Consider the following 20,124-nt stretch of genomic DNA (forward strand, 5'->3'; position numbering starts at 1 on the left):
CAACTGCGTCAGTGATATCGCCCCCCCCCGCCCCCCCCCCTCCCCCCCCCCCCCCCTCCCCCTCCCCCACCCCCCCCCCCCCCCCCCCCCCCCCCCCCCACCCCACCCCCCCCCCCCCCCCCGCCCCCCCCCCCCCCCCCCCCCCCCCCCCCCCCCCCAGGCCCGCTTTGGGGGAAGAGTGCGGTGGCGGGTTTGTCTGGGGATGGCCACGCGGCAGTCGGTGGAGTGAGGGGACCGGGCTCGGCCGCACGCGGGAGCTGAGGGCAGACCACGCGAGCGCAAGCGAAGCGAAGGGCACCCGGCCTCCGCCGCACGAGGGCTGAAGGCGGACCGCGCCGGCGCACGCGAAGCGAAGGACACCCGGCCTCCGCCGCACGCGATATGAGGGAGACCTACCCCTGCCGCACGCGATGCGAGGGGCCGCTCGTGTCTTGAGGGAGACTCGACCCAGCCGCACGTGAAGTAAGGGCCCATCGGCCGCACACGACGGCCGGCGGCCCAACCTCTACCGCTCGCACGGGCTGAGCGCCCAACCACGCGGCGCACGCGACATAAGGAAGACGGGCGCCTGCCGCACCCGGAGCGAGGCCCTCCGCCGCACACGAAGGGCCGGAGATCCAGCCTCACCGCCCGCGAAGGGCTAGGGGCACCACGCCGCCGCACGCGAAGTGAAGGCCCCTCCGCCGCGGGCGAAGTGAAGTCCCCCTCGGCCGCACACGCAGGGCGGGAGATCCGGCCCCCGCAACACACGCACAGCCAGAGATCCAGTCCCACTGCCCGCGAAGGGCTAGGGACACCACGCCGCCGCACGCGAAGTGAAGGCATCTCCGCCGCGACAGAAGTGAAGGCCCCTCCGTCACACCCGAAGGGCCGCAGGGCCGACCTCCGCCGCACCCCGAGGGGCCGCAGGCCCGGCCTCCACCGCCCGCGAAGGACCGAAGGCGCAACCACCCTGCCGCACCCCAAGCGAAGGACGCCCGGCCTCCACCGCACCAAGCGAGGGCGACCGAGCCCCCCCACCCCGCGAAGCGCCCGAGGCACAACCACCCCACCACACCCGAAGCGAAGGACCCACCACCCCACCACCCGCGAAACAAGCGAAAACCACCCCCACCACCCACGGAACGAAGGCCACCCAAGGTCCACAAAACCCAGCCCCGCCAAGATCTCGAACCCACCGGACACACAACAACGGCCGCAACCAGAATTGGTTGCGGCCGCAGGGTTTCCGATTGTCCGTCCGCCGGGGAGTTGCGGACGAAGTCCCTTAGTTGTATCCCATTTCGTCGGGCGAAACGCCGTTGTACCCCATTTCGTCCGGGCTGACGACGGTGACGACCGGTCTGGTGCTCGGGCCGCTGGTGGCGGCGGACGCCGTGGTGGCGCCGAGGACAGCCGCAGCTGCGAGGATGTTCAGCACGGCCGCGGCGCCGAGGGCGACCGCGCGGTGAACCCGCATCATTCCTCCGGGTGGTCAATCGTACGAGACTGACTTTTCGGGCTGGGCGACGATTGCAGAACAGCCCTAACCGGAGACGAATGGCCGGTTAATGGACTGCCAACGCCAGGAGGACAGCCGGACCTGGAACAGTTTTGCGAACACCAGGCCAAATGGATGTTTCCCGCACGGAAATCACCGGCGACCAACCCACGGGTCGGTCGCTCCGCGTACACCTCTTGTTAAACAAGAGTTTCCCTTCTATTATCGTCTGTGTGCACGCGCTCACGGACGGTGCTGAGCTTCTGGTCGGCCGGGACGGCGAGCTGTCCCGGCTGGCCGGCTGGGTCTATGACGTGGCCGCCGGGCGCGGGCGGGCGGTCCTCGTGGACGGCGAACCGGGCATCGGCAAGTCCGCGCTCGTGCGCGCCGGCTGCGCTCTCGCCGCCGAGGCCGGGTGCCAGGTCTACCAAGGCGCCGGTGACGAACTTGGCCAGGACCTCCCCCTTCTTCCCCTGCTGGACGCCCTGCGCATCAGCGCGGCCGCGCCGGACCCGCGGCGGGGCGCAATCGCCGGGCTGCTGCGCGGGGAGTCCGCCGCCGGCAAGAGCGTCGACCTCGCCGCCGCGGCCGCCGAGCAGCTGCACGCCCTGGTCGAAGAACTCTGCCAGACCGGGCCCGTCGTGCTCGTGGTCGACGAGCTGCACTGGGCCGACCGGACGACGGTCGCCACCTGGAGCCGGCTCGCCCGCTCGGTGCGGCAGCTCCCCCTGCTCCTCATCGGCGTGCTGCGCCCGGTGCCCCGCCGCGACGACCTGCGGGCGCTGCGCCGGATCGTCGAGCCCGCCGAACGCCTGCGCGTCGGCAGGCTCCCAGAAGCCGCCGTGCTCGAACTCGTCGCGACGCTGGCCGGCGGCAAGCCGGGCGCGCGGCTGGAAGAGCTGGCCGACGGCGCGGCCGGCAACCCGTTGTACCTCACCGAACTGCTCGGCGCGCTGACCCGGGGCTCGTGCCTGGCCGTCGACGAAGCCGGGATCGCCGAGCTGACCGGCGGGCCCGCGCCGGACTCGCTGCCCGAGGCGATCGCCGACCGGCTGGGCTTCCTGGCCGAACCGGCCCGGACCGTGCTGCGGGCCGCGGCGTTGCTCGGGGCCGGCTTCTCGGTCGCGGACCTGGCGACCGTGTCGGGCGCCCGGCTGCCCGACCTGCTGCCCGCGCTCGACGACGCGCGCGACGCCGGCGTGCTGGTGGCGGCCGGGGAAGACCTGGCCTTCCGGCATCAGCTGATCCGCACGGCTCTCTACGACGAAATGCCCGTCGCGGTCCGGATCGCCTGGCACGAGGCCGCCGCGCGGGCGCTGGCCGAGGCCGGCGCGCCGGTCGAGCGGGTGGCCCGGCAGCTGCTGCCCACGGTGTCCACAAAGGACGGAGCCGAGCCGGTGCCGGACTGGGTGGTGGGCTGGCTGCTCCGCGCGGCCGCGCCGCTGATCGGCCAGGCTCCTGCCGTCGCCGTCACCCTGCTGCGGCGGGCGTTGCGGGACGTCGCGCCCGGCGACACCACGATCGCGGTGCTGGCCGGCCGGCTGGCCGACGCGCTCTACCGCGTCGGCGACATCGCCGAGGCCGAGCGGGTCGCCTGCCGCGCGCTCGCCCGGGCCACCGACCCCGACCTGCTCGTCGACCTGCACACGACGGTGACGCAGTGCCGCGGGATGACCGGGCGCTCGGCCGAATCCCTCACCGCGCTCAAGGAAGCCGTGACCGGGCCGGGCCTCGAAGCCCGGCACCGGGCCCGGCTGCTCGTGCTCACCGCGCGCACGCACCGGGACCTCGGCGAGGTCGACACCGCCGCCCGCGTCGCCACCGCGGCGCTGGCCGAAGCCGGCGAAGACCGCTGGGCCAACGGGTGGGCGCTGCACGTGCTCAGCCTCGTCGCGATGATGCGCGGCGAGTGGACGGCGGCGCTGCCGCTGTTCGACCGCGCGATGGCCACCGCCCACGGTGATCCGGCGCTGCTCGACCTCGGGCTGCTGCTGCGCATCAACCAGGCCGTGACCCTCGGCGCGCTCGACCGCTACCCGGAAGCGCTCGCCGCCGCCGCCCGGGCGCGCGAGCTCGCCGACCGCACCGGCAGTGTCGTGCGGCTGACGCAGGTGCAGAGCGCGCTCGGCCAGCTGCTGCTCGGCAGCGGCCGGTGGGACGACGCGCTGGCCGAGGTCGACGTCGTCCCGGACGACCTCAAGGACCCGAGCGTGGCCTGCTGCGACCACGGCGTCGCGGCGATCATCCACTTCCACCGCGGTGAAGCGGCCGCGGCGCGGCGGCACCTCGACGTCGCGGCGCCGTTCTCGGAACGCATCGGCGGCCGCGTCGTGGAAACCCTGGCCCGCGCGCGCAGTCTCGACTTCGAACAGGCCGGCGCGACGGCCGACGCGCTCGCGGCGCTGACCGCCGGCTTGACCGGCGAAGACGAAGGTGAGGACCTGCTCGGCGACGCCGCCCGCCTCGCCGTCGCGAACGAAGACGAAAACACCGCGGCCGGCATCGAAGCGCGGGCTCGCGCGCTCCTCGCCGGTTCCGCCCTGCCGCACCGCAGCGCCCTCGCCCAGTACTGCGCCGGCCTGGTCCACCGGGACGCGGCGACCCTGCTGCAGGCCGCCGACGGCTACCGAGACGCCAGCCGCCCGCTCCCCCGCGCCAAAGCACTGGAAGCCGCCGCGGTCGCGTTCGCCGAGGCCGACGACCGCGGTTCCGCGCGGGCCGCGTTCACCCACGCCCTCGACCTCTACACGGAGCTCGGCGCGCAGTGGGACGTCGCGAGGCTGCGCGCGCGGTTCCGGGCGTTCGGCATCCGGCGCGGCCCGACGGTGAAGCACCGCCAGGTCACGCACGGCTGGGACAGCCTGACCCCGACCGAGGGCAAGATCGCCGGGCTGGTCGTCGAAGGCCTGTCGAACCCCCAGATCGCGGCCCGGCTGTTCCTGTCTCCGCGTACGGTCGCCACTCACGTCTCACACGTCCTGACCAAGCTCGGTGTGCACTCCCGCATCGACATCGCCCGGGAAGCGGCCCGCCACCAGTCCGCGTCGGGCTGAGAAGGGCCGAGAATCAGACCCGGCTCCGGGACCGGCTCCACAGCGGCACGACGTACCACCACAAACCGAACCAGCCCATCGCCCCGGCGGTGATCCAGCCGGCGACCACGGAACCGACCGTGACGCTGAGGATCAGCAGCAGCGCGCAGCTGATCGCCAGCATCAGCAGCGTCAGGCCGAACAACGCGAACCGGTTCGACGCCCGCACGAGCTGCCGCTTGAGCCGCCGCCGGAAAACCAGGCGGTGGAAGGCGGCCGGCGCGATCAGCAACGCGTTGGCCGCGGCCCCGAGGACGAGCGCGCCGACGTAGACGTTCCGTTCGAACCCGGTCAGCGTCGTGAACCGCGGGGTGAAGGCGACGGTCAGCAGGAACGCGAGCAGCAGCTGCACCCCGGTCTGCGCCACCCGCACCTCCTGCAGGATTTCGGCGTAGTTGCGGTCCAGCCGCTGGGTGGGGGTCTCCCGGCGGGCGATCAGGTTCCACTCGTCGTGCGCGTCCACCGGCGCGAGGGACGGGTCCACGGCGAGGCTGTCGAATTCGTTCACCTTCATGTCACCGACAGTGCTCCGGGGAGCGCGGGGAGACATCGGTCGACCGACGGATCTTGGAAGCCGATCAGTAGACGCCGTGCAGCAGCTCGGTCACCTCGGCCTCCGACGGCGGGCGCGGCGCGTTCTTGGTGACGGCGTCGGCGACCGCGGCCGCGGCGATCGCCGGGAGGTCGTCCCGGGTGACGCCGAGCTCGCGCAGCGGGCGCTTGATCTCGATGGCGCCCGAGATCTCCCGGACCGCTTCGATCGCCGCGTCGCTCCAGCCGGCCGCCGGGGTGACGTGCAGTGCGCGGGCGGTCGCTTCGTACGCCGCTTCGGCGGCCGGAGCGCTGAACGCCATGACCTCCTCGAGGACTGCGGCGAGCGCAACCCCGTGCGGGGTGCCGGTGTGCGCGGTCACGGCGTGCCCGATGCCGTGGACCAGCCCGAGCCCGGACAGCGTCAGCGCGTGGCCGGCCAGGTGCGCGCCGAGCATCAGCCCGGCGCGCGCTTCGAGGTCATCGCCGTCGCGGTAGGCCACCGGCAGCCAGCGCCCGACCAGGCTGACCGCCTGGGCGGCGTAGGCCGCGGAGAACGGCGTCGAGCCCAGCGAGGCGAGCGACTCGATCCCGTGCACGAGCGCGTCGAGACCGGTGGCGGCGGTGCCCCGCGCGGGCAGGCCGAGGGTGAGCTCCGGGTCCAGCACGGCGATCCGCGGCTTCACCGACGAGTGTCCGATGTAGACCTTCCGGCGTGCGCAGATGTCCTCGGTGACACCAAAACCGTTGGTCTCGGCCCCGGTGCCCGCCGTGGTGGGCACGGCGATCAGCGGCAGGCCCGGCTCGGCCTCCCACAACCGGTCCGCGTCCGCCGCGGCGGACCCTGGGTTCCCCGCAAGCAGCGAGATACCCTTCGCCGCGTCGAGCGCCGAGCCGCCGCCGAGGGCGAGGACGGCGGCGTCGCCGAACTCGCGCAGGCGGGCGGCGCCGCGGTCGAGCTCGGCCGTCGACGGGTTCGGGCCGACGTCCTCGTGGACGCCGTGCTCGAGCCCGGCCGCCGCGAGGATCCGCTCGACCCGCCCGACGATCCCGGTGGCCCGCAGGCCGCGGTCGGTGACGACGAAGACCCGGCTTCGGCCCAGTGCTTCGACGAAGCCCGGCAGTCCGGCCACGACACCCGGGCCGAACTCGGTGCGGCCGGTCGGCTCGACGGTAAGGCGCACGGCGACTCTTCCCTTCAGACGGCCGGGACGGCGGGGTCGAGGGGATCGGGCAGCCGGAAGTCCGCACCCGCCCACGATTCGTAGAGCCGGACCGGGCTCATCTCGCCCGCGCGGTCGCCGTAGACCGCCTTGGCCCGGCGGAAGACCTGCTCGACGAGCGCGGACAGCTCGGCCGGCACCCCGACGTCGCGGGCGAGGTCCACGGCGAGGCCGAGGTCCTTGCACGCCAGCACCATCGCGAAGGAGTCGTCGTAGTCGCCGTCGACCAGCACGGACAGCACGTCCCGCTCCAGGAAGTGCGACGCGGCTGGGCTGGCCAGCAGCGCCGAGCGCAGCACGCCGAGGTCGACCCCGGCCTTCACGCCCATCGCGAGGACTTCGGACGTCGCGACGACGTGGGCGAACCACAGCAGGTTGATCATCAGCTTGACGGTGTACCCGTGGCCGGCCGCGCCGACGTGCAGGATCTTCTCGGGATCGCCGAGCACTTCCAGTAGCGGCAGGGCGGCGCGGAAGTCACCCGCGTCACCGCCGACGAAGATCTGCAGGGTCCCCGCTTCGGCGCCGCGGGCCATGCCGCTCACCGGGGCGTCGAGCCGGCGCACCCCGCGGCCGTCCAGGACTTCCTCCGCCACCCGGCGGGCCACCGCGGGGGTCGAAGTGGACATGTCGATCCAGAGCGCGCCCGGCGCGAGCGCCTCGGCCGCGCCGCCGCGCAGGAGGACGTCCTCGACCACGCGGGGGGTCGGGAGCATCGTGACGAGCACGTCCGCGTCGACCGCGCAGGTGGCGGGGTCGTCCACCCAGCGCGCGCCGAGGTTGAGGTGCTCCAGCGCCGCTTCGGAGCGGACGTCATGCACCGTGACGTCGTGGCCGGCGAGGATCAGGTGGCGGGCCATGGGCGCGCCCATGGCGCCGAGGCCGATGAATCCGATCTTCATGCTAAGTCTCCGGAAGGTCGAGCCAGGTGGTCTTGAGGGCGGTGTAGGCGTCGATCGCGTGCAGCGACTTGTCGCGACCGGCGCCGGTCGCCTTGAAGCCGCCGAAGGGGGTGATCACGTCGCTGGCGTCGAAGGTGTTGATCCACACCGTGCCGGCGCGCAGCCGGCGCGCGACGCGGTGAGCGGTCGTGACGTCGCGCGTCCAGACCGACGCCACCAGGCCGAAGTCGGTGTCGTTGGCCAGCCGGACGCCTTCTTCGGGTGTGCCGTCGTAGGTCTGCACCGCGAGCACCGGCCCGAAGACCTCCTCGCGCGCGATCGTCGAGCCCGCCCGGACGTCGTCGACGATGGTGGGTTCGAGGTGCAGGCCGTCGCGGGTGCCGCCGAGCACGATCGTCCCGCCCTCCTCGCGGGCGGTGTCGAGGTAGCCGAGGACGCGGTCGAGCTGGACGTCGTCGACGAGCGGGCCGAACACCGTCGCCGGGTCGAGCGGGTCGCCGATCCGGAAGGTCTCCCCGGTGAGCTTGACGATCTCGGTGAGCAGCTCGTCCTTCAGCGCGGCCGGCACGACCAGCCGCGAACCGGCGTTGCAGGTCTGGCCGGCGTTGTAGAAGATGCCCCACGCGACCGCGGACGCCGCGGCGGAGAGGTCCGCGTCGGGCAGCACCAGCTGCGGCGACTTGCCGCCGGCCTCGACCGCGACCTGCTTGCCGTTGGACTCCCCGGCGTAGACCTGGAAGAGCCGCGCGACCTCGGCCGAGCCGGTGAAGGCGATCTTGTCGACGTCCGGGTGCCGCCCGAGCGCCTGGCCGGCGACCTCGCCGCGGCCGGGCACGACGTTGAGGACACCGTCTGGCAGCCCGGCCTCGCTCGCCAGCCGGGCCAGCAGCAGCGACGCCAGCGACGTCTGTTCGGCGGGCTTGAGCACCACCGAGTTGCCGGTGGCCAGCGCCGGGCCGAGCTTCCACGACGCGATCAGCAGCGCGTAGTTCCACGGCACGACCGCGCCGACGACCCCGAGGGGCTCCCGCGTGACCCAGGCCAGCGCGTTTCCCGGGGTGGGCGCGACTTCGTCGTAGGTCTTGTCGATCGTCTCGGCGTACCAGGCGATCGTCTCGGCCGCCTTGGCGACGTCGACGCGCTGCGACTCGCTGATCGGCTTGCCCATCTCGAGCGTGTCGAGCAGCGCGAGCTCGGCGGTGTTCGCCGTGATCGCGTCGGCCCAGCGCAGCAGGATCCGCTTGCGCTCGCGGGGCGGCAGCTCGCGCCAGCGGCCATCGTCGAAGGACTCGCGGGCCGCGCGCACGGCCCGGTCGACGTCCTCGGCGCTGCCGGCCGGCAGGTGGGCGAGCACCCGGCCGTCGCGCGGGGACACGCTCGGAAACGTTCCGTCCGAAGTGGACTCGACGAACCGGCCGCCGACGAACGGTCTCGTCTCGGGGGTCAGCCGGCCCGCCGCCGCCACCCAGTCCTGGTGGGTCAGATCCGCCACCGCCGCACCGCCTCCTCGTCCAGTTCGATCCCGAGCCCCGGCCGCCGGGGCACTTCCAGCTCCCCCGCCGACGTGATCATCACGGGCTCGGCCAGCATGAAGTCGCGACGCTCCGGTGTCCACCCCGGCGGGTCCCAGGGGAACTCGAAGAACGGGCCGCCGCCGACGCCGGCCGCCACGTGCAGGTTGGCCAGCACGCCGATGCCGTTGGTCCAGCTGTGCGGGGTGAACGCGCGGTGCTTCAGCTGCGCGAGCTCGGCCAGCGTCCGGGCCCGGTGCATGCCGACCGCGAGCACGACGTCCATCTGGTAGACGTCGAGCACGTCGTCTTCGAGGTAGCGCAGCAGCTCCGGCACGGAGTGGTGCATCTCCCCCGCCGCGATCCGCACGCCCGGGTTCTCCGCGCGGAGGGTCTTGAAGCCCGCGACATCGGCGTAGGGCAACGGTTCTTCGACCCAGAAGACGTCCAGCTCGGCCAGCCGCCGCACCAGCTTCCGGGTCTGCGCCAGGTCGGCCGCGGGAGCCGTGTCCCCGGCCATCCGCCAGGACTGGTTGAGGTCGACCATGATCTCGAAGCCCGGGCCGAGCGCGTCACGCACCGCGGCGACCGCGGCCACCCCGGCGTCGGCGCGGTCGCGGTCGATCCGGATCTTCATCGCGCGGAACCCGGCTTCCCGGGCCCGCAGCGCGGTCTCGACCCGCTCCTCCGGCGGCTTGAGCTCGGCCGAAGACGCGTAGGCGGGCACCGACCGGGCCGAGTTCCCGAACAGCGTCGCCACGGGCAGGCCGGCGACCTGGCCGATGATGTCCCAGAGCGCGACCTCCAGCGGCCAGAAGCAGCCGCCGTGGAAGTTGGCCGTCTCGATCGCCTTGACGTGCCGGACGATGTCGAGCGGGTCCTCCCCGAGGAACAGGTGCTCGACGGCGGCGAAGCCGGCCATGGTGTCGCCGGAGCCGATGCCGGTGACGCCTTCGTCGGTGTGCACCCGCACGATCGTGGCGTCGAAGTGCCGGCGCGGGTCCGGGTCCCAGGCCGCGTTCAGCGGCGGGTCGAGCTCCAGGCGCAGCCGGTCGAGGGTGATGGCCGTGATCTTCACCGGGCCACCGCCGGCTCGGTCCGGCGCAGGACGTCCGGATCCGGGGTGTAGAAGGGGTTCGCGGCGCCGGCCCGGGCGGCGTCGAGGACGTCGGTGACGTGCGGGGTGCCGAGCACCGCGGCGCGGATCGCCCGGGCCGCGGCGAGCCGCTGGTTCGCGAACGCCTCGTCGAGGTCGTCCACGGCGGGGTTGACCCAGATCGCGGCGATCAGCAGCAGGTCGCCGGTCTCCCCGGCGGGCAGGTCTCCCGCCTCGACGGCGTCGGTGACGCCCTGGGCAAGCCCGGCCTGCGCGGCGCCCCAGGTGGCGCGCTGGTGCAGGTCGGTGCCGGCCGCCGCCTTGGGCACGAACAACGTCGGCGGCTGCACGGGCACGGACGGCCGCAGCACGGTCACGAACGGCACGTGGCCCGCGCTCGGCGTCGCGAGCGCGGTCGCCCACGCGGCTTCCACCGGACCGCCGCGCCGCCCCAGCACGACGTTCGTGTGGGCGGCGTTGGCGCCTTCGCCGACGAAGGCCTCGCCGACGAGGGCGGTGGACGCGAAAGTCATGGGGTGCTCCAGATCGAGGGGAGTGCGGCCGGAATCGACGGTAAGAGCGCCCCGAAACGGCGGGCAAGGGACGGCCCGAGATTGCAACCGGGGTTGCGCTGGCGCCAACCACACCGCGTGGTTAGCTCTGCCCAATGGTTACCAATCCGGTCACAGCCACGGCCAACCAGTTGCGCAGCAACGGCCACGTGCCGCTCGATGGGGGCCTGCTTTTGACCGGATTGGTAACTTTGGTCTGGTGAACACCCCGGACGACGCCGCCCGGCAGCAGGGCCACGGCCTGCGTCGCGACCTCGGCCTGCTGGAGGCGCTCGCCTCCCCCGAGGCCCAGCGGGCCGGCGAGCTGGGCGTGGTCCGGCTCGCCCAGCTCACCGGCCGGGAGAAGAGCCAGGTTTCGCGCGCGCTCAAGGCGTTGGCCGAAGAAGGCGTGGTCGAGCGTGACCCGGACACGCTCGGCTACCGGCTCGGCTGGCGGCTGTTCTCCCTCGTCGCCCGAACGGTGGAAGACCGGCTGGCCCGCGCCGCCGAGCCGGTGATGCGCGAGCTGTCAGCCGATCTCGAGGAGACCAGCCACCTCTGCGTGCTGCGCGACCAGGAGGTCCTGACGCTGCTGTCGGTGTCCGGGCACTCGTTCCGCGTCCACGGCTGGGAAGGCCGCGGCGTCCCGGCCCACTGCACGTCGGCCGGACGGGTCCTGCTGCTCGACGCGACCCCGGACGAGCTGTACGTCCGGTTCCCGGCGCAGGCGCAGCTGCTGCCCGAGCTGTGGGCGAAGATCGGGCAGAGCCGCCGGGACGGTTACGCCCGGGTTTACGAGGAGTTCGAAGAGGGTCTGGTCGGGGTCTCGGCGCCGATCCGCGACTTCCGCGGCCGGGTGGTGGCGGCGGTGAACATCTCCGCGCCGACGTCGCGACTCGGCTCGGACCTGGACGCGGCGGGCCGCACGACGGCCAAGGCGGCCGCCCGCGTGTCGGCCCACCTCGGCTGGGAGGGCCCGAACCCGCCGCCGGCCGCCCACCTCACCTGATCCACCGGGATCGAGGACCGCGGCTGTCCGCTTTTGCTGCCAAAGTGGACCGGGTCAGCGTCCCCAGCCCCATGGAGCACCCCGATGAGCCGACAGGTCCAGGTCACGTTCGACGCGCACGACCCGCGAGCGCTGTCCACGTTCTGGCGCGACGTCCTGGACTACGAACACCCGGCCCCACCCGGCGCGCCCGCGGGCGGCGACCCGCTCGCCGCGTGGGACGAGTTCCTCGCGCGCATCGGCGTGCCGGAGGACCAGCGCAACTCACGGTCCGCGATCGAAGACCCGGACGGCGAGGGCCCGCGGTTGTTCTTCCAGCAGGTCCCGGAGAACAAGACGGCGAAGAACCGCGTCCACCTCGACGTCCGGGCGGCCCCGGGTTTGCAGGGCGAGCAGCGGATGGCGGCCCTCGAAGCGGAGTGCGAACGCCTGGTCGCCCTGGGCGCGTCACGGGTGCGCCGGTTCGAGCCCGAGCCCCCGCTCAGCGGCGGGTTCATCGTGATGACCGATCCGGAAGGCAACGAGTTCTGCCTGGACTGACGGGGTGGCCTGGCCGCCGCAGCCAGGAACTGTCCTGTATCCGTTTTCCGGGCACCTGCGGCATGTTGGTGCCCGGACCACGCTCGAGCCCACCGCCCGGCGGCGGCCGGGGAGTCTCGTCACGGGTGAACGGACCACACCGCCGGCCACCGATCCGCGAGCTTGCCCTGAGGCGTCAGCCCGTATCGGAGGAACTCCTGGAGCAGCAGCTCGTTCCGATCCTGACGGAGGACGCGCTTGATCTTTTCTCCCACGTCGCACCCGTGGACCAAGGCGACAAAATACTCGTCCAGCGCCTTGGTGAGCTGACCGCATCGCACGAAGTAGTCGGCAAGTGCGACCCGGGAAGCCAGGTCTCCCGCATCGCGGCCACGCACCAAAAGCCGTTCGGCCTGCTCGACTTTCTCGTATTTGAAGAGGGCTGTCGCCGTGCGCACGACCGCGTCGGTCACCGCGCGGTTCACCTGATCTTCGACCAGGGCGACCGCCTCTCCGGCGTTGTCTCCGTGCTTGCAGGCCAGAATGATCGCGGTGTGGACTTCGCTGAAGATCCCGGCGCGTTTCTCCGCCTGGCTCAGGCGCCGCTCGGCTGACTCGTACCGCCCGAGATCAAGCAGCACGTCGACCGTGCGCAGCCAAGCCGGCGCGTGCCCGGCCAGCGCGGCCGCCGGCAGGCAGAATTCGGCGGCCACCACCAGTTTCGGATAGACGTTGTCCAGCAGCGTGGTTCCGGTGTTGGTCAAGTAGCTCGACCGGGCCGCCCGTTCCCGGTAGCCGGCCGCCAGCAGACCTTCGGCGACCCAGCTCATCGCCTCCCCGCGACCGACCCGGGCCCGTCGCGCGTACTTCTCGGCCGCCACGTGGAACGACCTGTCGTTGAGCAGCGAATCGCTGACCGGAACGAGCACCTGCGGATCGCTCAGGTCGGCGTCTTCCAGGTACCACTCGATCGCTTCGGCTGTCTTCCCGGACCGCCCGAGCGCGGCAGCCACCGCTTCACGCAGACCTGTGACTCGTGCGCCGGCCTGCTCGGCTCGGCGCACGAACCCGGTCGCTTCGTCGACCCAGCCCGCCTCCGCCGCCACCTCGGCCGCACGCACCCAGCCGTGGGTGTCCCCCAGCTCCGCAGCCCGCCGAAATCCTTCGAGGGCGCGCTGCAGCAGGCCTTTTTGCCCGAGGAGCTCGGCGATCCGGGTCAGCACCGCCGGATCGTGTACAGCCGCGGTGGCCGCGTGCTGAAACGCCGCATCCAGGAGGCCTGCCTTGGCGTAGATCATCGCCACCACCGCCCGCGCGCCATCGTCGTAGGCGACCGCGGTGTCGCACCACGACAACGCCTCCTCGGCCCGGTCGTGCTCCGCCAGCAGCCGGGCACCATGGACGTAGGCAAGATGGTCTCCGCCGCGTCCGCGATCGGCCAGCCACTCGAGGGCGCCACTGATGGCCTCTTCGTCCCGGGTGATCATCAGTTCGACGATCTTGCTTCGTGTGTCGACGTCCTTTTCGTCCAGCAGCGCCGTGAGCCAGTCGATCGCGGGCTCGAAACGATTCCCCGTGCGGCCGTCCCACAAGCCGCCCTCGCGTCGCTCGTCGGTCATCATGTCCGCGGCCACCCCGGCAGCGTCGGCATCACCCCCTTCCGCCAGCTCTCGGTAGTGGGCAACCGCCGAAGCCGGCTTCTTCTCCGCGAGGGCCATCGCGAACAGCAGCCGCGTGCGATCATCGGCTCGCGTTTCACGCCCGAGCAGTTCCACGGCTTCGACCCGGCGGCCGGCGGCGATCAGCATCTCCGCCGCCTCCATCCTCGCCTCGTCGCAGCCGCCCTCGATGAGCCGGTCGTACACGCTCAGCGCATCGTCGATTCTCCCCACCTGGCGGAACACTTCGGCGAGCCCCTTCCCCGCGCCCGGGACACCCTCGTCGATCGCGCGCCGGTACAGCCGGTTGCACTGCAGCAACAGACCTCGCCGCCGCGCCTCGTCCGCCAAGCCGATCAGGCTGTCCTTGGCGGCCGCGGCCACGAGCGCCGACCACAGGTGATCATCGGCCTCGGCCGCCGGTTCACCCTTCAGCCATCGGCGCTCGACGTATTCGTCCAGCTGGAACCAGCGACCGCGGCCGTCCTCGGCATGCCCGGGTGCCGGTTGGTCTCCGAGCAGGCTCAGGCCTCCCGCACCTCGCCGGGTCAGCTCGGCCAAGGCGGGGGAAAACCATTCGTCGTCCAGCGCCGCCCGCACCGGCCGGCTCATGAACCCGGTCGCGCCGAGTTCGATCAGCCGGCGGGGAATCGAGCGGCCGTGCCCGATCCGCCGGACCGCGATGCAGAACTTCAGCACGGCACGCGCCGGCGGGCTCGCCGTCGTGAAAGCCACGTTCAACCACGGCGCGGCGGTCAGGTACTGGATCACGTGCCCGTCGGTGGCCCGGACGGCCGCCTCGGCGAGGCGGGGATCCCCCATTTCGATGGCTCGCCCGACTTCGGACTCCGTGAAGCTGTCCGGCACGGCGATGTGGCGACCGGTCAGGAGCAGCATCCTGGCCTGCTGGTACTCGTCGACGCCGGTCGCGGACGGCATCGCCGTGACGGTCTGCCAGCCCCGCGGGGTGAAGGTGCACAACAGGAGGAACGGTCCGTGCCCCGGGTCGCCGAGCAGCCTGCGCAACGCGCGTGCGACGTCATTCCCGGTCTTGGCACCTTCGTCGGAGAAGTACCGTTCGCCGGGCCCCAGCCAGATCACGGATTTGGGCGGCAGCTTGGCCATCTCGGCGAGCAGGGTGACCGGGTCACTGGGGCTCGTGCCCGGCCAGACGTGCCAGTCCGCCAGGAGCGGCTGGGATTTCCCCTCGGCGCTGTGGTTGATCAGCTGCCACATCGCGCGTTTCTTCCCCGTCGAACGCTCGCCGATCAAGGAAATGATCACGGTCTCGCCCCGGGCGATTCCGGCGGCCGCATCGAGCAGTTCCTGATCCAGGCCACGCTGAAGGTACGGCGTCGAACTGCTTCCGGCCCGGCCCGGCGGCCCGGGAATCTGCAGGACCCCGAGCTGCTCGGCGCGGCAGCTGAGCAGGGGCAACGCCTCACAACCCGCCGCGGTATCCAGGGCAGGGCCGAGTTTACGAGCATTCACGTGCGGTTCACGATTCCTTCGCGACAGAGCGCCGGCGGTCGACCCGAGAAGGTCGGTGAACACGCAGTATTCGTTACCTCTTGCCGACAGTTTTCACCCGATCGTGCAACCATTTCGGCTGGTCAGAAGAATTTCGAAGGCCTTCACCTGTCCCCGCTCGTTGACGGGCGCGGGGTGGGTATCCTCGTGAGCCCGCCGCACAATCATGGGAGTGGAATGGACCGGAATTCACGGATCGTCGAAGTGGAGCTCCCGGACGGCGAGATCGTCCACGCCGAGGTTCGCTCGACCGGCGGTACCGACGTCTCGGTCGCCGACCGGCTGCAGCTGGACCAGGCCGGTGAAGCGCTGACCCGAATCGGCGGCTGGGCCGCGAGGACCGTGCGGGCGGGCGTGCCGCAGCGTCCCGACGAGTTCGAAGTGTCGTTCGGACTCAAGCTCGGCATCAAGTCGGGGAAGCTGATCGGCATCCTCGCCGAGGCGAACGGCGAAGCAAGCCTCACCGTTCGCATGAAGTGGGACAAAACCCGGGACGACGGCGACGACCCCGCCGCCACCGGCATCGCATGAACCGGCCGCCCGCCACGACCGACCGGTCACGACGCGGCGTGGTCCGGTTGAGCGGGCCGTCCGGCTTTCTGGGAACGGGCTTCCTCGTCGCTCCGCGGATCGTGCTCACCTGCGCCCATGTCGCGGTGGACAGCCCGGACGTGGTGCTCCCGGACGGGACACGGGCGGCGGTCGCGAACACCCGGCTCGTCCCGGCCGACCGTGGAACGGGCGGCTACCACGCGTTTCCCGACCTCGCGATCCTCACGCTCGAGGAGCCGGCCGACCACCCGTGGCTGTCGCTCGACGTAACCGGTCCGGCGCCCGGCGACCGGCTCGAAGGGCTCGGCTTCTCCACCGCCACCCCCGGGCCGGGCGTGCAGCCCGACAGCCTGCTGGTCATCGTCGCCGGAGAGTCGGGCGGCTACCGGCGGATCATCGGCGACCAGGTGGTGCCCGGGTTCAGCGGCAGCCCGGTACTCGATCCGGTCACCAGGCTCGTCGCCGGGATGGTGAAGGCGTCCCGGGACCAGGACGGCGTGCTCGGCGGCTGGATCATCCCGGTGACCGCCATCCACGAGACGCTCGCGGAGTGTGGAACGACGTTGCCGCCTCTGGTGCCGGACGCGCCCGTTCTTCCGCTCTCGCTGGAAGATCTGCTGCGGACGTATCGGCGGACCGGCACCGAGACCCCGTATCCGCTGCGCGTGCCGGACGCACCCGGCCTCGCGAGCCTCTACGTACGGCAGCGGGTTCAGCCGCCGGCCGACCCGGCGGAGGAGCAGGCCGGGCGCCCCGATCCCGCGGTCCGTGAAGTGGCCGAAGTCCTTCGCGAACACCGGAAGTGCGTGCTGACCGGGGAACCCGGCATCGGCAAGTCGACGCTCGTCCGCCACTTCGCGGCCGCGTCGGCCGGCTGGTGGCTGGACGCGGCGGACAGCCTGACCACCGATCCGGCGGCGGCACCCTACGGCCTGGTCGTGCCAGTCCAGCTGGCGGCACGGGAACTCGCCGGGTCGACGGTGCGAGCGGCGATCACCGCGGCGACTGGTATGCGCCCCCAGATCCGGCCGGTGGGGAACGTACCGGCGGCGGAGTGGCTGGTATTCGTCGACGGGCTCGACGAAATCCTCGTCGGTGACGAGCGCCGGCGGATCATCGCCGCGCTCGCGGAAGAACTGGCCGACCCGGCGCTGCCGTACCGGCTGGTCATCACCAGCAGGCCGCTGCCCGGCCGGGAGCTGGCGCCGTTGCGCGTCGCCGGCACGGCCGACTACGAGCTCTGCCGATTCACGCACGAGGATCTCGGCGACTTCGCTCGCCGCTGGTTCGCCGCCGAGGACGACCACGCGGCAGACCACTTCCTCGATCGGATCGACCACGCCCGGCTCGGCGCGATCGTCTCGGTACCGCTGCTGGCCACGATCGCGGCGACCGTCTTCACGGCCGACGGTAAGCACTTGCCCCCGAGCGGCTACGGCCTGTACGACCGGTTCGTGGGCTACCTGCTCCAGGAGCGGCAGCCGGAAGTCCGGACCAGGCAGGCTTTGCGTGACCGCCTCGGCACGTTCACGGCACGCGGCGAAGCGATCGCGGATTGGCTGTTCGACGAACGCCGTGCCCTGCTGGCCCATCTCGCCCGCCACCATCTCGGCGGCGCGGGCCGGTCCCTGCTGGGGGAAGCCGTCCGCTACCTGACCACGCGGTCTCCCATCCCGGTGCCGGTCGACGCCGTCCCGGACTGGCCCGGCCTCGTCACGAACCTGGTGCTCAGCACCGGCGTGCTCGTCCAGCACGGCGAGGACTTCCGGTTCCTGCACCACAGCTTCGCGGAGTTTCTCGCCGCCCGAGCCGATGCCTTCCGGTCCGCGGCACAGTGGGTGGACGAGGCGCTGGACCCGGCACAGCACCACGCGGCGATGTTCGTGCTCGACCTGTGGGCGCGGCAGCCCGGCGCCGACGCCGACGCGCTGGTGGCGGAACTGGCCCGGAGCGGCCGTACCCGCGCGGTGCTGGCCGGCCGGATCCTCGCCGCGGGCGTGCCGGTCGCCGCGGCGACCGAGGAGACCGTCGTCACCAGCCTGCTGCGGCACCTCCGCAACCCGAACTTCGCGGACGGCGACGTCACCGCCGTTCTGCGCACCCTGCCGGGCAGGCGGACTCTCGCCGACGGGCTGCGGTCGCTGATGAGCGACCGGCGAGGGCACAAGCTGTGCCGGATCCGCGCGGCGGAACTGCACGCCGCGCGGACGCTCGGCCGCGTCTCGGACCCGGCGGCCGGGTTCGCGGTGCTGCACGAGATCGCCGAAGACGCCGTCACGGACGTCTCCAGCCGGACCCGGGCGGTCGAGACACTGATCCACCTCGGCGAGAAGAACCGGTGGGTCCCGGCGCTGCGCCGAATCGGCACCGGACCGCTCACGCCGGGCTTCGTCCGCCGGCGGACCGCGGAGGCGCTCATCGACGCGGGCGAGGTTGCGGCCGGCGTTGGGATCCTGCGTGAGCTGGCCACCTCCGCCGGCCAGTCCGCGAGCAGCAGGGTGATCGCGGCCGCGGCACTCGTCGGCTGCGGGGAGGAGCAGACCGCCGTCGACGTGCTGCGGTCTCTCGCCGACGCAGCCGACGCGGATCTGGACAGCAGAGCCGAAGCGGCGCAGGCACTGCTCTACGCCGGGGACCGGTACGGGCTCGACGTGCTGCGGCACCTGATCTCCTCGGTACCGCCGAACCAGCGGCCACGCGTGGCACGCGAGCTGATCGACGCGGGCGACCGCGAACGAGGCGTCGCCGTGCTGCTCGGCATCGTCGGCGATCGCCTGGGCGACCTCTCGGTCCGGGTGGCCGCGGCGGATGTGCTGGCCGACACGGGGCACGGCCCGGACGCCCGGCCCACGATCCGCCTGGCGGTCCGCACCAGGGCCGGAGTAGCGGTGCGTCTCGCGCGGCTGTCGATGCGGGCGGCCGTGACCGCGGTCGCCACCAGGACGTCTTCCCTCACCGCCGGCGACCGGGACCGGGCGCTGTGCGCGTGGCGGCTGGTGCAGCTGGGCGAACCACGCCTCGGCCTCCGGACACTGCGCAGGCTGAGCACCCGGAGGTCCATATCGGACAGTGATCGGATCCGGGCCGCGCAGCTGCTCTTCGACGTCGGCGACGTCGCCACCGCGGCACACGCATTGCGTGAGGTCGCCACCCAAGCCACCGGCTTGGGCGCCGAAGTCCGGACTGAAGCCGCCAGAACCCTCGCCGAGTACGGCGAGCACAAGACCGGCACGAAGGTGCTGAACGAGGTCGCCACCGACCCGGCAACGCCCGCGGCCGACCGGTTCGCCGCCGCGACCACACTGCTCGATCTAGGAGAAACCGACCGGGGCCTGGACGCGCTGCTCGAACTGGCGCGGGGCATGGACGGTGCGACCCGGCTGCACGCCGCGCGGACGCTGCTCGAGCGAGGCCAGCTCGATTTCAGCGTCGCGGTGTTGACCGAGCTGGCCCACGATCGCTCGCTGGACGCCTACGTCCGGCTCGCCGGCGCCACTCTGCTCGCCGACAGCTGGCCGCCCGCGGAGGCGGAACTGATCCTCAACGACCTGGCGATGACCATCGACGACGAGGCCGGGATGATCGCGGCGGTGCGCGCCTTGCTCGACCGCGGGTTCCGGGAGGACGGAACCCGCCTGCTGCGCCGCCTCATCATGGGCAAGCTGCGGTTGCGGGGTCCGCTCGAGGACGCTGTCCACCTTCTGGCGAAGGCAGCCGGCTCCGCCGTCGTCCGCGCACTGCTGCAGGACCTGGCGGCCACGGGACCGGCCGAACTCCGCCCGTGGGCGACCGAGCTGCTCGTCGTCGCGGCCGACTCGGCCGAGGCCGGTGCCGCGCTGCTGGCCGGTTTGGCCAGGGACAGCACGGTTCACGAGGACGACATGTGGCGTGCGGCAGCCGTCCTGGCCGAATGCCACGGGCCGGAGGAGCTGGACGCGTTCCTGCGCACAGTCAGCACCGACCCGGCGGTCCCGGTCCTGCGCCAGGCGGGAGCGGCCCACCAGCGGGTCCGGCTGGGCAACAACCTCGGGCTGGACCGGCTCGTGCGCTGTGCCGTCGAGCCGAACCAGCTCGAAAACCCGAGGCTGCTGCAGATGTACGCCCTCAACCTGCTCGAGACCCTGCCCGCGTCGGCCCGGATGACCTCGGCCCTCGCCGAGATCGCCAGGAGCAAACACCATCACCCGGACGTGTGCGCCCAGGCGATGAAGGTCCTGGCGGACAAGGATCGCGGCTCGGCTGTCACCACTCTGAACAGCATCTTGGACGACCCGGACTGGTCTTTGGTCAAGCTGGCCAAGACGGCTGCGCTGCTCGCCGAGCTGGGCGAGCGCGGCACCGCGGTGCGGAAGCTGCGTGAGATCATCGACCGGAGCGACCCCCAGAATCGCTGGCGCCCCGAGGCAAAAGCCACCCTGCGCGCCCTCCGCCTGCTGTAGCGGCACTGACGGTACGTGCGGCCGGCTTTCC

The 20,124-nt window shown here is 72.4% G+C and carries 13 protein-coding genes; 5 read left to right on the plus strand and 8 right to left on the minus strand.

The window, feature by feature from the left end; genetic code table 11:
- Positions 1–1,267 precede the first annotated feature (1,267 nt).
- On the minus strand, positions 1,268–1,459 hold the full coding sequence (locus ACZ63J_RS43395; protein WP_465310389.1) for a hypothetical protein: 192 nt from the start codon (positions 1,457–1,459) through the stop codon (positions 1,268–1,270).
- Positions 1,460–1,713: 254 nt separating this feature from the next.
- Between ACZ63J_RS43395 and ACZ63J_RS43400 the strand changes: the two genes are divergently transcribed.
- Positions 1,714–4,533 (plus strand): helix-turn-helix transcriptional regulator, encoded by a 2,820-nt coding sequence (locus ACZ63J_RS43400; protein WP_465408137.1) that lies wholly within the window; start codon positions 1,714–1,716, stop codon positions 4,531–4,533.
- Positions 4,534–4,546: 13 nt separating this feature from the next.
- On the opposite strand, the gene ACZ63J_RS43405 is transcribed toward ACZ63J_RS43400, so the two are convergent.
- From ACZ63J_RS43405 to fae, 6 genes are all read right to left on the minus strand, one after another.
- Positions 4,547–5,086 (minus strand): DUF6328 family protein, encoded by a 540-nt coding sequence (locus ACZ63J_RS43405; protein WP_465408135.1) that lies wholly within the window; start codon positions 5,084–5,086, stop codon positions 4,547–4,549.
- 64 nt (positions 5,087–5,150) lie between these two features.
- Entirely contained in the window at positions 5,151–6,287 is a 1,137-nt protein-coding gene (locus ACZ63J_RS43410) for an iron-containing alcohol dehydrogenase family protein (protein ID WP_465408133.1), read from the minus strand.
- A gap of 14 nt (positions 6,288–6,301) precedes the next feature.
- The gene (locus tag ACZ63J_RS43415) at positions 6,302–7,228 is read right to left on the minus strand and encodes an NAD(P)-dependent oxidoreductase (protein ID WP_465408131.1); all 927 of its coding nucleotides are present in this window, start codon (positions 7,226–7,228) and stop codon (positions 6,302–6,304) included.
- A 1-nt stretch (position 7,229) separates the two neighbouring features.
- Complete coding sequence (locus tag ACZ63J_RS43420) at positions 7,230–8,720, minus strand: aldehyde dehydrogenase family protein (protein ID WP_465408129.1); 1,491 nt, start codon at positions 8,718–8,720, stop codon at positions 7,230–7,232.
- Positions 8,708–9,817, minus strand: coding sequence for a mandelate racemase/muconate lactonizing enzyme family protein (locus ACZ63J_RS43425; protein WP_465408128.1), 1,110 nt, complete (start codon positions 9,815–9,817; stop codon positions 8,708–8,710). Before ACZ63J_RS43425 ends, ACZ63J_RS43420 begins: the two co-directional genes overlap by 13 nt.
- Positions 9,814–10,368, minus strand: a complete 555-nt coding sequence (gene fae / locus ACZ63J_RS43430; protein WP_465408126.1) for a formaldehyde-activating enzyme — start codon at positions 10,366–10,368, stop codon at positions 9,814–9,816. The genes ACZ63J_RS43425 and fae overlap by 4 nt, the downstream gene beginning before the upstream one ends.
- Before the next feature lie 238 nt (positions 10,369–10,606).
- On the opposite strand from fae, the gene ACZ63J_RS43435 reads away from it, so the two are divergent.
- Positions 10,607–11,395, plus strand: coding sequence for an IclR family transcriptional regulator (locus tag ACZ63J_RS43435; protein WP_465408124.1), 789 nt, complete (start codon positions 10,607–10,609; stop codon positions 11,393–11,395).
- Positions 11,396–11,479: 84 nt separating this feature from the next.
- The gene (locus ACZ63J_RS43440) at positions 11,480–11,935 is read left to right on the plus strand and encodes a VOC family protein (RefSeq protein ID WP_465408123.1); all 456 of its coding nucleotides are present in this window, start codon (positions 11,480–11,482) and stop codon (positions 11,933–11,935) included.
- A 119-nt stretch (positions 11,936–12,054) separates the two neighbouring features.
- Here ACZ63J_RS43440 and ACZ63J_RS43445 read toward each other — a convergent pair whose 3' ends face one another.
- Complete coding sequence (locus ACZ63J_RS43445) at positions 12,055–15,126, minus strand: hypothetical protein (protein ID WP_465408122.1); 3,072 nt, start codon at positions 15,124–15,126, stop codon at positions 12,055–12,057.
- 153 nt (positions 15,127–15,279) lie between these two features.
- Here ACZ63J_RS43445 and ACZ63J_RS43450 point away from each other — a divergent pair, with 153 nt between their 5' ends.
- On the plus strand, positions 15,280–15,633 hold the full coding sequence (locus ACZ63J_RS43450) for a CU044_2847 family protein (protein ID WP_465408120.1): 354 nt from the start codon (positions 15,280–15,282) through the stop codon (positions 15,631–15,633).
- Positions 15,630–20,093, plus strand: a complete 4,464-nt coding sequence (locus ACZ63J_RS43455) for a trypsin-like peptidase domain-containing protein (protein ID WP_465408118.1) — start codon at positions 15,630–15,632, stop codon at positions 20,091–20,093. Before ACZ63J_RS43450 ends, ACZ63J_RS43455 begins: the two co-directional genes overlap by 4 nt.
- Positions 20,094–20,124: the final 31 nt, after the last annotated feature.

This window comes from Amycolatopsis sp. NPDC104863 (assembly GCF_055582965.1).

What these genes read in the sequence shown, in the direction of transcription:
- ACZ63J_RS43450 (WP_465408120.1), top strand. Translation starts at nt 15,280, where the DNA reads ATGGACCGGAATTCACGGATCGTCGAAGTGGAGCTCCCGGACGGCGAG.
- ACZ63J_RS43440 (WP_465408123.1), top strand. Translation starts at nt 11,480, where the DNA reads ATGAGCCGACAGGTCCAGGTCACGTTCGACGCGCACGACCCGCGAGCG.
- ACZ63J_RS43395 (WP_465310389.1), bottom strand. Translation starts at nt 1,459, where the DNA reads ATGCGGGTTCACCGCGCGGTCGCCCTCGGCGCCGCGGCCGTGCTGAAC.
- ACZ63J_RS43415 (WP_465408131.1), bottom strand. Translation starts at nt 7,228, where the DNA reads ATGAAGATCGGATTCATCGGCCTCGGCGCCATGGGCGCGCCCATGGCC.
- ACZ63J_RS43405 (WP_465408135.1), bottom strand. Translation starts at nt 5,086, where the DNA reads ATGAAGGTGAACGAATTCGACAGCCTCGCCGTGGACCCGTCCCTCGCG.
- fae (WP_465408126.1), bottom strand. Translation starts at nt 10,368, where the DNA reads ATGACTTTCGCGTCCACCGCCCTCGTCGGCGAGGCCTTCGTCGGCGAA.
- ACZ63J_RS43455 (WP_465408118.1), top strand. Translation starts at nt 15,630, where the DNA reads ATGAACCGGCCGCCCGCCACGACCGACCGGTCACGACGCGGCGTGGTC.